Here is a 13,429-nt window from a genome sequence, read left to right on the forward strand (position 1 = left end):
CGGCGACAAGCATGACAACACTTGAAAAAAATAGAAGTAGGACTCTTCCGAAATTAGACAGGGTTCCATTAACAATTCGGCGGAGACAACGCTCAACAAAAAAAGTGCCATCAATGTGATGGCATTTTATTTCTTTGAAACTTCACAGTCCCGCAAATACTGCACATCCGTGCTAACTCAATAATTATCGAAGTGCCTTCCTACAGGCTTTTCCTACCTTTTACCCAACACTTCTACACCGAGAATTCTCTGACAAATGTCAGGGATACTTCTTACATCAATTAATTTCCTGCGTTGTTAGCTTGCCTTGGCAAATTCTTTTCGCGTGGCGATCACGGACGATCGAACACCGCGCATCGATTCACTTGCTTAAGGACAAGCGTATGTTCAGCACGGGCAACGGCGCGCCTTTTACTCTGGAAATCCACGGAGTTCGTCACGACTTCAAGGTGCTTGCATTCGAGGGCACTGAAGGGATCAGTCAGCTTTATTCGATCAACATCGAGCTTGTGAGTGAGCATCTCGATATCGACCAGGAAACCCTGCTCAGTCGCCCGGCATTTCTGCAGTTCGGCCTTAACGGCGAAGGCCTTCATGGCCGCATTGAAGATATACAGGTCGGTGAGCCAGGCAGACGCCTGACGCACTATCAGTTGATGCTGGTGCCTGCGCTGTATTACTTGCAGTTCAGCCACGAGCAACGGATTTTCCAGCAAAGCACGGTGCCGCAGATCATCGCGCAGGTATTCAAGCGGCACGGCATCCAGGGTGATGCTTATCTGTTCCACGTCACTGCAAAGCCGCCCCGTGACTACTGCACCCAGTATTCGGAAAGTGATTACCAATTCATCCAGCGCCTGTGCGCCGAGGACGGTATCGCCTGGCACCACCAGCATTCGCGGGACGGGCACCTGTTGGTGTTCACCGATGACCAGGTATTTTTCCCAAAACTCGGCGCGACACCTTATCAGCAAGAATCCGGCATGGTCGCCGACCACCCGGTGGTGCGCCGGTTCAGCATGCGGACCAGCACACGCACAAGCTCGGTTACCCGCCGCGACTATGACTTGAAGCGTCCGCACCTGTTACTCGAAAGTCGTTTCACTGCCGAGTTCACCCCGTCGCTGGAAGACTATCGCTACCCGCTGTCAATGGAGAACGAGAAGCTTGGCAAGCAACGGGCGCGTCAGGCGCTGGAGCGGCATCGCGCCGACTACGAACTTGGCCAGGGCGAAAGCGATCAACCAAACCTGCGATGCGGCCACCTCTTCGATTTGGTCGAGCATCCCCGCAAAAATTCGAATGCCTTGTGGCTGTTACTGCACGTTTCCCACGAAGGCCGCCAGCCACAAGTACTCGAGGAATCGGCCAGCAACGAATCCAGATCCGCTGACGGTTTCACTCAGGGTTACCGCAATCACTTCAGCGTGATTCCGGCCGATGTGGTTTTCCGTCCGCCGCTGCCAGCACCTCGCCCCGCGCTGGTGGCGCAGACTGCACGGGTCACCGGGCCTGCTGGCGAAGAGATCTACTGTGACGAATTCGGGCGTGTAAAGATCGAGCTACCGTGGGATCGCGCCGAGCTGAACAGTGAACGCAGCAGTTGTTGGGTACGCGTGGCGACGGGTTGGGCCGGGGATCATTTCGGCGTAATAACCCTGCCCCGCATCGGCATGGAAGTCGTGGTGACCTTCCTCGAAGGAAATCCGGACAAGCCATTGATCACCGGCTGCGTCACCAACAAAGCCACGTTGCCCCCCTACGCCTTGCCCGACCATAAAACCAGAACGGTGCTACGCAGCCATAGCTCACCCGACACCGGCGGCTATAACGAACTGTCGATTGAGGATCGCGCCGGGCAGGAGCTGATTTACCTGCGCGCCCAGCGCGACATGACTCAGGAAATCAGCAACAGCCTTCGACTGGACGTCGGTAACGAACGCCGCGAAACCATCAATGGGAGCAGTTACACGAGCGTTGGCAAATCCCTCGATGTCGACACCGGTCAGCAGGTGCGCCTCAGGGCCGGGGCAAGTGTTGTTCTGGATGCCGGCGCCAGCATCACGCTGAAGGCCGGCGGGCATCACCTCGTGATTGATGCTGGCGGTATCTTCAGCAGCGTCGATGTCGTAACGGGCCGTCAGCCGGCCGACCGCGAAGGCAGTTCTTTGCGGGTGTCCGGGCTGGCGAGCGCACTTCCCGCTTCGTCATCGCCGGCACATGCACTTGTCGAGGAAGAACTCGAAGAAGAGGAGGAAGAAGTCGATCTGGAGGATGAAACGCCGAGCGGCATTACCTTGCGCATCGGCGTGTTTTTCGATGGAACAGGGAACAATAAGGCCAACAGCGAAACGGTCGCCGCTTGCTACGCGCCGGATGCCAATCTCGCGGAGGCGGCCGAAGAGATACAGAAACACTGCGCTGCTTACGGTTACGACGGGGATGGAAACTCGCCGGATAACAGCTATGGGAATGATGTGAGCAATATTGTGCGGTTGTATGACTTGTATACCGACCATGCTTTCGAAACCCTGCCGGAGAATACGAAAAACGCTTCTTTGCGCGTGTACATCGAAGGAATTGGTACTACAGATGGCGGAAGCGACTCACTTTATGCACAGGCAACAGGTAGAGGTGATACAGGTGTGTCAGCCCGAGTGAAGCAGAGTCCGGAAAAAATCATTGATCGATTTCGGTTACTGATTGAAACGAACCCAAGTGCGCTCATAGAAAAAATCGAGCTTGATATTTTTGGGTTCAGTCGGGGTGCGGCAGCGGCTCGACACTTTGCGAACGAGATGCTCAAAAATGAGCGCAGCTCTCTCGCGAACGCTTTGCCAGCAGGCTCTCCCGGATTTTCCGACAGTTTTGATTGGAGCCAAAATTCGAGCATCACCATTAACTTCATTGGCCTGTTTGATACTGTCGCGGCAATAGCCAACCCATGGCTGTTGGACTTTACTGGCGCCAATAACAGAAATCCCTTCGTCGACCTGAAACTACCAGACGGTTGCGCAAAAAAAGTGGTGCATTTGGTTGCACGTGATGAGTTTCGTGAAAATTTCGCGCTCAACAGTCTGGGTGACATTGATCTGGTTTTGCCCGGTTCACACTCGGATCTCGGCGGCGGCTATTTGCCCAGAGCCAAGGAAAAACTTCTGCTGAGCACCCCGATCACCAGCACCATCTGCCAAAAAAAGGAGAGCACCCGCAGCGCAGCGTACGTGTCTGCGGAAAAAGAAGCTTTTGCCTGGTATGCGAAGGGCGTGATCGAGGATGAAGCACCAGGCAGCCAACTGCGATTGGCTTTATGGGAAAGGCCCGTAACTTCACAAATGGAAAAGGGCAATTACGGGCAGGAAGCGCAAAAGCAGGTTTATGCTGCGGCCAGTATTGAGCGACCAGTACACGGCGAACTGTCGCTGATTTATTTGCGCATCATGCGCGAGCTGGCAGTCATGCATGACGTGCCATTTGAAGCAATTGACGAGAATGACCCGAAACTGTCTCTGCCTGAGGAGTTGATCCAGATCCATACAAAACTTGAGGCATATGCACTAGGAAAGACCACCGTTGAAGGACTGACGATCAAGGAAAGAGCCCTACTACGGAGTCGTTACATCCATATTTCCGCACACTGGAATGCTGCAAAGGGCCTTAACAGCAGCGATGTGGATATTGTTTTCATCAACCGACCGACTAAAGACAGAAAACGAGTGGTGCATCCTCATGACTGACCTCACTCGATCTATCAAGAGAGGAATATGCCTCCTAGGCTTGTTATTGGCTGGCTGCATACAAGACGTTTCCCGAGCCGCGGATAAACTGCCATGGTTTCTTGGGTTCGGAGCACCAGACTACATGGAGGCCTGGATTGAAACAGCCGATGTCGTAGATGTCCGGGAGCGGGTATTCCGACGAGCCGGATCCGGCATTGTTTCAGTACGAAGGCCTGCAGACTACAAAGGCAATCCAGCTGGCTGGCCGAAAAATCCCGGAAGTGGTGCTGGTCGCAATGTCACAGGCGCAGACCTGCCCCGCTTGATCTACGTACGATGGCAGTCCCTCGCTGAACCTCAAACCTATGAAGCCTTTATCGTCATTCCCGAGTCTGCTCGGGAGATAATGCGCAAGCCCGAAAAAGCTTTCTGCAGGCTCGATGGGAAATGGATCACTGACTACCGAGACGACGTCGGAATCGGCTTGGCTCCCGGCGGTATTGTGAAGGTGTGGCTGGGGGGCCCGTGCTTAAAGTCCATCGAAATTGCCCGAATGAAAGGAGTCATCAATCCCAAAGGCCCTTACGAAGGGAAATCAGGTGGTAAACATCGACCACTTACTGACGTATCAAAAACCTACATAGAAAAATTCGGCATCCCCTACGGAAGCTGGTAAGGAGAGTAATTACATGGAGTTAAAAACATTGTTGCTGATGGCTTTCTTGAGCGTCCCCTTCGCCCAAGCCTACGCAGATGTCCGCGCACTGGACGGCCATTATTACCTTCAGGGTGCAATGGAAATGGATGCTGAGTTGCTGCTGCGTAAGGACGGTACTTTTTCTGCTGGTATCGCCTATGGATCGGCTGAAGGTATTACCAAGGGAAATTGGTATGTCGAGGACAATACTCTCATGCTGGAGCAGGAGCCTGCCGCTCAACCAGCAAAGAAGCTTTCCTACAAACTTTCGCGTGAAAGAACCCTGGACGAACTCAAGAAATATGCCGACAACGAAAAAAATCAGTTGGCTAAAGAAAACTACGTATTAGAGCTACGGTACGACCGCCAACCTCCGCCACCGCCCCTGAAGCCCGTGATCGTCAACCTTGAATTCGATTCAGGCCCGCCAGGGCAATTGCTCTTGAGCTCGAATCAACAAACAGACCTATGGTTTCCTTACGATCCCAAGAGAACGCTGAAAAAAATTGGCTTTGGCACAGATCATGGTCAGTGGTTCGATGTCGCGCCGGACAGCCGAGCCTTCAACATTGGTTGGAAGAAGCGAAAAAACCAGCCCTTAACGTTCGAACAACCAATAGGATTTGATCTGGCGACTACCCGTCAATATCTGACTGCAGAAGAGCAAGAGCGAGTTGACCATAACTATTGGCTGACGTTATTTCACTTTGATCCAGTCTCACCACCCGCTATCGAGCCGGTGGTTGTTCATTGGCAATTCGAAGATGGTTCGACGCAAAAGCAGGTCTGGGCAAGCTCGCAGCAAAACAAGCTGAGACTGCCATTCTCCCCAAAAAAGACATTGGCAAAAATCGGACTGCATACACAAAACTCACCTGACGATCTCGAATGGTTGGCCGTGATGCCGGACACTCGATGGGCGACGCTGGACTGGCAAGCCTATCCCGACCCTGCCAACGGCGATCTCTCTGTGTTGTTCCAGGATCTGCAACTAGCCATTGAACCAAACTGCCTGGCCGTGGACTTTGGCAACGGCAAGGCCTGCTTCCGACGTAAATAACCCGGCAAGCGACCACAAAAAATGGGCACTCGACCGCAATCGATGTGCCCATTTTTTATTGCGCTGCTCCCCGTGATTCAGGAAGCCTGCCGCAATTACGGATTGACGCTGTCTTTCAACGATTTGCCTGGCTTGAACGCAACGGTGTTGCTGGCCTTGATTTTCACCGGTTCACCGGTTTGCGGGTTTTTGCCGGTGCGGGCGCCGCGGTGGCGTTGCAGGAAGGTGCCGAAGCCTACGAGCGTAACGCTGTCCTTGCGGTGCAGAGCGCCGGTGATTTCTTCGAGGACGGCGTTGAGTACGCGGTTGGCCTGTTCTTTGGTCAGATCTGCTTTTTCAGCGATTGCAGCGGCGAGTTCTGGTTTACGCATTAGTGAAGCCCCTTTGACGGTTTTTTGTTGTTATGTCCGTGCTGTTCTCGTTGGAACAGCGCCCAAGGCGCCGCAGGCTCTACTCTGCGGCAGACGGGAGTGAGAATGGCACGCGGATACCGGCGGCGCCAGTCTCCCCGCGACCTTTGTAGGGGCAAAAGCGGGGTGATTCCGACAGAACGACCGGTATTTACGCCAGCAGGGGCGGAAGCTGTTTGTTCAGTGCGAGTTTTTCCATGACCGCCGCGCCGGTCAGCGCATAACCGAGCAACTGCCCGTCGGCGCTGTGGCACAGAGCCTTGATGTCGGCGCCCTGCCCTTCGACACTCCAGACGCCTTCGCTGCCCCGTGGCGGCGGCGATACCACCAGCGGGCACACCGGGGTTTTCACAGTGATCGGCATCGGGCCGTAGCTCACCGCCGTCGGGTTTCCCGCCAGGGTCTGAGCAAGCGCTCGCGCACAGCTCATGAGGGGCATCACGTACAACAAATTCAGCCCGTCGACCTCGGCGCAGTCGCCCAAGGCGTAGATATTGGCGTGGGACGTCTTCAGTTGCCGATCAACCACGACGCCGCGATTGACCTGCACACCGGCAGCCGCCGCCAGATCGATGCGCGGGCGCAGGCCGATGGCCGAGACCACCACATCGCAGGCAATGACCTGGCCGTCGGACAGGTGCGCTTCCAGACCATCGGCGACCTTCTGCAGACGGGTCAGCACCGGGCCGAGGTGGAATTTCGCGCCAAGGCTTTCCAGCCCGGCCTGTACCGCTGCGGCAGCGGCGGGATGCAGCAACATCGGCATGACCTGCTCGCACGGTGCAACCAGCTGCACTTCATAGCCACCCAGCATCAGGTCGTTGGCGAACTCGCAGCCAATCAGGCCTGCGCCGAGCAGCAGCACCCGACGCTTGCCGTCCGCCGCTGCACGGAAACGTGCGTAGTCTTCGAGATCATTGATCGGGAACACCAGATCCGCGCCGTTGCCTTCAATCGGCACGCGAACGGTTTCCGCGCCCCAGGCGAGGATCAGGTCGCGGTAATAGACTGCTTCTTCGCCGATCCACAGACGCTTGTGACCGGCGTCGATGCCGCTGATGCGCGTATGGGTGCGCACTTCGGCTTTCAATTGCTCGGCCATGGCGCCCGGTTCGGCCATGCTCAGGCCATCGGCGTCCTTGTTCTTGCCGAAACCGGTGGAAAGCATCGGCTTGGAGTAAGAGCGGCCGTCATCGGCGGTAATCAGCAGCAGCGGGGTTTCGCTATCGAGTTTGCGAAACTCCCGGGCCAGGTTGTAGCCCGCAAGCCCGGTGCCGACGATTACGACAGGTGCGTTCATGCCTTATTCCTTTAGATTTACTTAGTTGATTTCGATCATTTCGAAGTCCATCTTGCCGACGCCACAGTCGGGGCATAGCCAGTCTTCCGGCACGTCCTGCCACAGGGTGCCCGGCGCAATGCCGTCATCCGGCCAGCCGTCGGCTTCGTTATAGATCAGGCCGCAGACCACACATTGCCACTTTTTCATTCAGGTACTTCCTCAGGGTTCAGGCTCATTGCCGGCGCGGACGGTCGATGGGTGTTGCGCTGCCGTCCGGCTCAGCGCGTTTTGTACTGATCGAACCGGGCAGATGCAAGCCTGTTCGGCGCAACGGCGACCCGGATCAATCAATATCGCGGACGGCCATGTTAAGCTCGCCGCCTCATTTGCGGCCAATAATGACTCATTGTGCAACAGACAAATCCCTGCCCGGCCCCGCTCTGGCTGACTCAAAGCCTACTGACGCCCCTCCCCGATCCGTTGACCCTCGACTGGCTGTTCGACGAAGGCTCACTGACCCGCCGACTGACGCGCCTGTCCAACGATGGCTTCAGCGTCACGCCGTTGTTTGAAGGCTGGGACACCCTGCGTACCGATGAATGCGCGGCGCTGGATCTGCCCGAAGGCAGCGAAGGCTGGGTGCGCGAGGTGTATTTGCGTGGTCACGGCGAGGCCTGGGTGTTCGCTCGCAGCGTCGCCTCGCGCGCTGCCCTGCAGGGCGACGGTTTGCACATGGACGAATTGGGCAGCCGTTCACTCGGCGAACTGCTGTTTTGCGATCACGCCTTTCAGCGCCGCGCCATTGAGGTTTGCCACTACCCTGAAAAATGGTTACCGCCAGATGTGAAAGCGCTTGAGCTGTGGGGCCGGCGCTCGCGTTTCGACCGTGGCGCGCTCAGCGTGCTGGTCGCCGAAATTTTCCTGCCGAGCCTGTGGCGCGCCGCCCTCGCCCATCCGGAGAACTGCTGATGTACCAGAGCCTGCTCAAGTCCCTGAATCGCTTGAACCCACGCGCCTGGGATTTCATTCAATTGACGCGCATGGACAAGCCGATCGGCATCTATCTGCTGTTGTGGCCGACGCTGTGGGCGCTGTGGATTGCCGGTAAAGGCTCACCATCGCTGGCCAACATCGTGATTTTCGTCCTCGGCGTGGTGCTGACCCGCGCCGGCGGTTGCGTGATCAACGACTGGGCCGATCGCAAGGTCGACGGCCACGTCAAACGCACTGCGCAGCGACCTATTGCTGCCGGCAAGATCAGCTCGAAAGAGGCACTGATCTTCTTCGCCCTGCTGATGGGTGTGAGCTTTCTGCTGGTGCTGTGCACCAATGCGCCGACGATCTGGTTGTCGCTGGGCGGTCTGGCGCTGGCGTTCACCTATCCGTTCATGAAGCGCTACACCTATTACCCGCAAGTGGTGCTGGGCGCGGCGTTCTCCTGGGGCATGCCGATGGCTTTCACGGCCGAGACCGGCGAACTGCCGGCAGCGGCGTGGCTGCTGTGGATTGCCAACCTGCTGTGGACGGTGGGTTACGACACTTATTACGCGATGACTGATCGGGATGACGACTTGAAGATCGGCGTGAAATCCACAGCGATCCTGTTCGGTGAGGCGGACCGGGTGATCATCCTGAGCTTGCAGGCACTGTCGTTGGGCTGCCTGTTGCTGGCGGGGTCGAAATTCGAATTGGGTGTCTGGTTCCACCTCGGCCTGCTGGTGGCTGCCGGCTGCTACGCGTGGGAGTTCTGGTACACCCGCAGCAAAGACCGGATGCGCTGCTTCCAGGCGTTTTTGCACAACCATTGGGCCGGGTTGGCGATTTTTGTCGGGATCGTTCTGGATTACGCGTTGCGCTGAACACACACCTGTAGGAGTGAGCCTGCTCGCGATAGCGGTGTGTCAGTGGAAAACAATATTGGCTGACAAAGCGCTATCGCGAGCAGGCTCACTCCTACAATAGGTTTGCGTTTACTTGTGTTCGTGCACGACGTGCCACATTTCCTTCATGCCATCGCCCTTCATTTCTCCAGGTTTTTCGTCCTTCATGAAGGTGTACAACGGCTTGCCGTCGTAGGCGTACTGCATCATGCCGTCATCGCGCTTGATGACCGTCCATTTGCCTTCAGCCTTGGCACCCGCCGGCGCCATCATCGGTGGCCAGTTCTTGGCGCAATCGCCATTGCACATCGACTTGCCGCCAGCGTCCTTGTCGAACGTATAAACGGTCATGCCTTTGTGATCGACCATCATGCCGTCCTTCATCATGGCCGGCTCGGCAGCCAGCGCAAATCCAGGCAGAGTCAGGGCAGCGGCCATCAGCAGCGCTTTGAAAGAAGCAGTCATTTGAGTCATGGAAACCTTCTTTTGTGGTTGTCAGGATTCGGACTTAGAGCTTAGTTCAGGATTTGCACAATCGCCGCCGGACTAAAATACTGTCACACGACTGCAATAATTCCGTTATCTAATGCGGCGCAAGACAGTTAAATGACAAGAGGATTAAGGCATGGTTGGCAGGAGCATTCTGATCGTCGACGACGAAGCGCCCATTCGCGAAATGATCGCCGTTGCGTTGGAAATGGCCGGCTATGACTGCCTCGAGGCAGAGAACTCGCAGCAGGCACACGCCATCATCGTCGACCGCAAACCGGATTTGATCCTGCTCGACTGGATGCTGCCCGGCACCTCGGGCATCGAACTGGCCCGCCGCCTCAAGCGTGACGAGCTGACCGGGGACATCCCGATCATCATGCTCACCGCCAAGGGCGAAGAGGACAACAAGATCCAGGGCCTGGAAGTCGGCGCCGACGATTACATCACCAAACCGTTTTCCCCACGTGAACTGGTCGCACGCCTCAAAGCCGTGCTGCGCCGCGCCGGCCCGACCGATGGCGAAGCGCCAATCGAAGTCGGTGGCCTGCTGCTCGACCCGATCAGTCACCGCGTGACCATCGATGGTCGTCCGGCCGAGATGGGCCCGACCGAATACCGTCTGCTGCAATTCTTCATGACTCACCAGGAACGCGCCTACACCCGTGGCCAGTTGCTGGATCAGGTCTGGGGCGGCAACGTCTACGTTGAAGAACGCACCGTCGACGTGCACATTCGGCGTCTGCGCAAGGCACTCGGCGACGCCTACGAAAATCTGGTACAAACCGTGCGCGGCACTGGCTACCGGTTTTCCACAAAAGCATAAAAAACGGCTGCAAGCTTCTAGCTACAAGCGGCAAGAAACCCTGAGCCGCTCTGACTTGTAGCTTGCAGCTTGAAACTTGAAGCTGCGGCTAAGGACGCTCCGTGAATCAAAACTGGCATGGCACCCTGATTCGCCACATGCTGTTGCTGGTCACCGGCTGCCTGGTGATCGGCCTGATCACCGGCTACTACGGCTGGAGCCTCGCCGCAGGCCTGGGTATTTATCTGGCCTGGACGCTCAAGCAATTGCTGCGTCTGCACGAATGGCTGCGCCTGCACCAACCCGATGAAGCTCCGCCCGATGGCTATGGCCTGTGGGGCGAAGTATTCGACAGCATCTACCACCTGCAGCGCCGCGACCAACGCGTGCGCGGGCGCCTGCAAGCGGTGATCGACCGGGTGCAGGAGTCCACCGCCGCGCTGAAAGACGCGGTGATCATGCTCGACAGCGACGGCAACCTCGAATGGTGGAACCGCGCCGCCGAAACCCTGCTCGGCCTCAAGACCCCACAAGACAGCGGCCAACCGGTGACCAACCTGGTGCGGCATCCGCGCTTCAAGGAATACTTCGAGCAGGAAAGCTACGCCGAACCGCTGGAAATCCCCTCGCCGACCAATGATCGCGTGCGCATTCAGCTGTACCTGACCCGTTACGGCAACAACGAACACTTGATGCTGGTGCGCGACGTCACGCGTATTCATCAGCTGGAACAGATGCGCAAAGACTTCATCGCCAACGTCTCCCACGAACTGCGCACACCGCTGACGGTGATCTGCGGCTACCTGGAAACCCTGCTCGACAACGTCGAGGAAGTGAACCCGCGCTGGAGCCGTGCCCTGCAGCAAATGCAGCAACAGGGCGGGCGCATGCAGACGCTGCTTAATGACTTGCTGCTGCTGGCGAAGCTGGAAGCCACCGATTACCCGTCGGACAACCAGCCGATACAGGTCGATACGCTGCTGCAATCGATCAAGAGCGATGCGCTGCAATTGTCCGGCACGAAGAACCAGCGCATCACTCTGGAAGCTGACGTCAGCCTGTGGCTCAAGGGCAGCGAAGCAGAATTGCGCAGTGCGTTTTCCAATCTGGTGTTCAACGCAGTGAAGTACACCCCGGCCGAGGGCAACATCCGCATTCGCTGGTGGGGCGACGATCAGGGCGCGCACCTGAGCGTGCAGGATTCCGGGATCGGCATCGACAGCAAACACCTGCCGCGCCTGACCGAACGCTTCTACCGCGTTGACTCCAGCCGCAACTCCAACACCGGCGGCACCGGCCTTGGCCTGGCCATCGTCAAACACGTGCTGCTGCGTCACCGCGCACGCATGGAGATCAGCAGCGTGCCCGGTCATGGCAGCACGTTCACCTGTCACTTCGCCCCGGCTCAAGTGGCTCAAGTGCGGGCGATCAGCGCCGCCGAGTAAGACCGACCGGCACTCACCACTAGGCAATCGCCATGTCAGCCGCTACATTGGCTGACTTGTGCCTGCCTTTCAGGCGCGACTTTTAATTCTTTCGAATCACACGGAACCCGCAAAACTCCATCATGGACCCTTCCCCTGGCTTGTCCCTCGCAACAATATTCGCCGATTTCGGCATGATTCTTTTCGCTCTGATCCTGGTTTTGCTCAACGGCTTTTTCGTTGCGGCGGAGTTCGCCATGGTCAAGCTGCGCTCGACCCGGGTCGAGGCCATCGCCGATCAGAACGGCTGGCGCGGGCACATCCTGCGCACCGTACACAGTCAGCTCGATGCGTACCTCTCGGCGTGCCAGCTCGGCATCACCCTCGCCTCCCTTGGCCTGGGCTGGGTCGGTGAACCGGCGTTTGCGCATATCCTCGAACCGCTGCTGAGCGCGGTCGGCGTGCAGTCGCCAGAAGTGGTCAAAGGCATTTCGTTCTTTACCGCGTTCTTCATCATTTCCTACCTGCACATCGTCGTCGGCGAGCTGGCCCCGAAGTCGTGGGCGATCCGCAAACCCGAGCTGCTGTCGCTGTGGACGGCGGTGCCGCTGTACCTGTTCTACTGGGCGATGTACCCGGCGATCTACCTGCTCAACGCCAGCGCCAACGCGATACTGCGGATTGCCGGCCAAGGCGAACCCGGCCCGCACCACGAACACCATTACAGCCGCGAAGAATTGAAACTGATCCTGCACTCCAGCCGTGGCCAGGATCCGAGCGACCAGGGCATGCGTGTATTGGCCTCGGCGGTGGAAATGGGCGAGCTGGAAGTGGTCGACTGGGCCAACTCCCGCGAAGACCTGATCACCCTGGAATTCAACGCGCCGCTGAAAGAAATCCTCGCGATGTTCCGTCGCCACAAGTTCAGCCGTTATCCGGTGTACGACAGCGAGCGTCAGGAGTTCGTCGGTCTGCTGCACATCAAGGATCTGCTGCTGGAGCTGGCCGCCCTTGATCACATTCCCGAGTCGTTCAACCTGGCGGAGCTGACCCGTCCGCTGGAGCGCGTGTCACGGCACATGCCGCTGTCGCAGCTGCTGGAGCAGTTCCGCAAGGGCGGCTCGCACTTCGCCGTGGTCGAAGAGGCTGACGGCAACATCATCGGCTACCTGACCATGGAAGACGTGCTCGAAGTGCTGGTCGGCGACATCCAGGACGAACACCGCAAGGCCGAGCGCGGCATCCTCGCCTATCAGCCGGGCAAGTTGCTGGTACGGGGTGATACGCCGCTGTTCAAGGTCGAGCGCCTTCTGGGGATCGACCTGGACCACATCGAAGCCGAAACCCTCGCCGGGCTGATCTACGAAACCCTCAAGCGGGTGCCGGAAGAGGAAGAAGTGCTGGAAGTCGAAGGCCTGCGGATCATCATCAAAAAGATGAAAGGCCCGAAGATTGTGCTGGCGAAGGTGTTGATGCTGGATTGATTGACGGCGCCGGGATCTTTTGTGGAAAGGGATTTTGTGGCGAGGGGATTTATCCCCGTTGGGCTGCGAAGCGGCCCTAGCCCCTAATCCCTAATCCCTAATCCCAGTATTGACTGACGCACCGCGCAGAATGTTTTTGGGACGGCTGCGCCGTCCAACGGGGATAAATCCCCTCGCCA

Annotated in this window: 12 protein-coding genes; 8 read left to right on the plus strand and 4 right to left on the minus strand. The window is 57.5% G+C overall.

The features are described 5' to 3' along the window. Nucleotides 1-383: 383 nt before the first annotated feature. The 3 genes from tssI to F2P67_RS17225 are packed head-to-tail and all read left to right on the plus strand — an operon-like array spanning nt 384 to nt 5,476. Nucleotides 384-3,737, plus strand: a complete 3,354-nt coding sequence (tssI, locus tag F2P67_RS17215; RefSeq protein ID WP_166221909.1) for a type VI secretion system tip protein TssI/VgrG — start codon at nt 384-386, stop codon at nt 3,735-3,737. Continuing rightward, nucleotides 3,730-4,395 (plus strand): DUF2931 family protein, encoded by a 666-nt coding sequence (locus tag F2P67_RS17220; RefSeq protein ID WP_166221911.1) that lies wholly within the window; start codon nt 3,730-3,732, stop codon nt 4,393-4,395. The genes tssI and F2P67_RS17220 overlap by 8 nt, the downstream gene beginning before the upstream one ends. 13 nt (nt 4,396-4,408) lie before the next feature. Next, a complete protein-coding gene (locus tag F2P67_RS17225; RefSeq protein WP_166221413.1) occupies nt 4,409-5,476 on the plus strand; it encodes a hypothetical protein in 1,068 nt (355 codons plus the stop codon). A 95-nt stretch (nt 5,477-5,571) separates the two neighbouring features. On the opposite strand, the gene F2P67_RS17230 is transcribed toward F2P67_RS17225, so the two are convergent. The 3 genes from F2P67_RS17230 to F2P67_RS17240 form a co-directional block, all read right to left on the minus strand. Further along, entirely contained in the window at nt 5,572-5,847 is a 276-nt protein-coding gene (locus F2P67_RS17230) for an HU family DNA-binding protein (protein WP_003213368.1), read from the minus strand. Between the two features lie 190 nt (nt 5,848-6,037). Then, a complete protein-coding gene (locus F2P67_RS17235) occupies nt 6,038-7,186 on the minus strand; it encodes an NAD(P)/FAD-dependent oxidoreductase (protein ID WP_166221913.1) in 1,149 nt (382 codons plus the stop codon). 21 nt (nt 7,187-7,207) lie between these two features. After that, nucleotides 7,208-7,375: a rubredoxin gene (locus tag F2P67_RS17240; RefSeq protein WP_007954349.1), complete on the minus strand. Its 168-nt coding sequence runs from the start codon at nt 7,373-7,375 to the stop codon at nt 7,208-7,210. Nucleotides 7,376-7,576: 201 nt separating this feature from the next. Between F2P67_RS17240 and F2P67_RS17245 the strand changes: the two genes are divergently transcribed. Continuing rightward, a complete protein-coding gene (locus tag F2P67_RS17245) occupies nt 7,577-8,137 on the plus strand; it encodes a chorismate lyase (RefSeq protein WP_166221915.1) in 561 nt (186 codons plus the stop codon). Next, a complete protein-coding gene (gene ubiA / locus F2P67_RS17250) occupies nt 8,137-9,027 on the plus strand; it encodes a 4-hydroxybenzoate octaprenyltransferase (protein WP_166221917.1) in 891 nt (296 codons plus the stop codon). Before F2P67_RS17245 ends, ubiA begins: the two co-directional genes overlap by 1 nt. 111 nt (nt 9,028-9,138) lie before the next feature. Here ubiA and F2P67_RS17255 read toward each other — a convergent pair whose 3' ends face one another. After that, a complete protein-coding gene (locus tag F2P67_RS17255; RefSeq protein ID WP_166221919.1) occupies nt 9,139-9,522 on the minus strand; it encodes a COG4315 family predicted lipoprotein in 384 nt (127 codons plus the stop codon). Nucleotides 9,523-9,673: 151 nt separating this feature from the next. Between F2P67_RS17255 and phoB the strand changes: the two genes are divergently transcribed. The 3 genes from phoB (at nt 9,674) to F2P67_RS17270 (ending at nt 13,250) form a co-directional block, all read left to right on the plus strand. Beyond that, on the plus strand, nt 9,674-10,363 hold the full coding sequence (phoB, locus tag F2P67_RS17260) for a phosphate regulon transcriptional regulator PhoB (protein WP_003229608.1): 690 nt from the start codon (nt 9,674-9,676) through the stop codon (nt 10,361-10,363). A 137-nt stretch (nt 10,364-10,500) separates the two neighbouring features. After that, nucleotides 10,501-11,787 carry a phosphate regulon sensor histidine kinase PhoR gene (phoR, locus tag F2P67_RS17265; RefSeq protein ID WP_218583328.1) on the plus strand — a complete coding sequence of 429 codons (1,287 nt, stop codon included), beginning with the start codon at nt 10,501-10,503 and terminating at the stop codon, nt 11,785-11,787. A gap of 122 nt (nt 11,788-11,909) precedes the next feature. Further along, nucleotides 11,910-13,250 carry a hemolysin family protein gene (locus F2P67_RS17270; RefSeq protein WP_166221923.1) on the plus strand — a complete coding sequence of 447 codons (1,341 nt, stop codon included), beginning with the start codon at nt 11,910-11,912 and terminating at the stop codon, nt 13,248-13,250. The last annotated feature ends 179 nt before the right edge of the window (nt 13,251-13,429 follow it).

The organism is Pseudomonas atagonensis, assembly GCF_011369485.1.
Lineage (GTDB): Bacteria > Pseudomonadota > Gammaproteobacteria > Pseudomonadales > Pseudomonadaceae > Aquipseudomonas > Aquipseudomonas atagonensis.

What these genes read in the sequence shown, in the direction of transcription:
- F2P67_RS17225 (WP_166221413.1), top strand. Translation starts at nt 4,409, where the DNA reads ATGGAGTTAAAAACATTGTTGCTGATGGCTTTCTTGAGCGTCCCCTTC.
- F2P67_RS17230 (WP_003213368.1), bottom strand. Translation starts at nt 5,847, where the DNA reads ATGCGTAAACCAGAACTCGCCGCTGCAATCGCTGAAAAAGCAGATCTG.
- F2P67_RS17235 (WP_166221913.1), bottom strand. Translation starts at nt 7,186, where the DNA reads ATGAACGCACCTGTCGTAATCGTCGGCACCGGGCTTGCGGGCTACAAC.
- phoB (WP_003229608.1), top strand. Translation starts at nt 9,674, where the DNA reads ATGGTTGGCAGGAGCATTCTGATCGTCGACGACGAAGCGCCCATTCGC.
- F2P67_RS17270 (WP_166221923.1), top strand. Translation starts at nt 11,910, where the DNA reads ATGGACCCTTCCCCTGGCTTGTCCCTCGCAACAATATTCGCCGATTTC.
- tssI (WP_166221909.1), top strand. Translation starts at nt 384, where the DNA reads ATGTTCAGCACGGGCAACGGCGCGCCTTTTACTCTGGAAATCCACGGA.
- phoR (WP_218583328.1), top strand. Translation starts at nt 10,501, where the DNA reads ATGCTGTTGCTGGTCACCGGCTGCCTGGTGATCGGCCTGATCACCGGC.
- ubiA (WP_166221917.1), top strand. Translation starts at nt 8,137, where the DNA reads ATGTACCAGAGCCTGCTCAAGTCCCTGAATCGCTTGAACCCACGCGCC.
- F2P67_RS17255 (WP_166221919.1), bottom strand. Translation starts at nt 9,522, where the DNA reads ATGACTCAAATGACTGCTTCTTTCAAAGCGCTGCTGATGGCCGCTGCC.
- F2P67_RS17240 (WP_007954349.1), bottom strand. Translation starts at nt 7,375, where the DNA reads ATGAAAAAGTGGCAATGTGTGGTCTGCGGCCTGATCTATAACGAAGCC.
- F2P67_RS17220 (WP_166221911.1), top strand. Translation starts at nt 3,730, where the DNA reads ATGACTGACCTCACTCGATCTATCAAGAGAGGAATATGCCTCCTAGGC.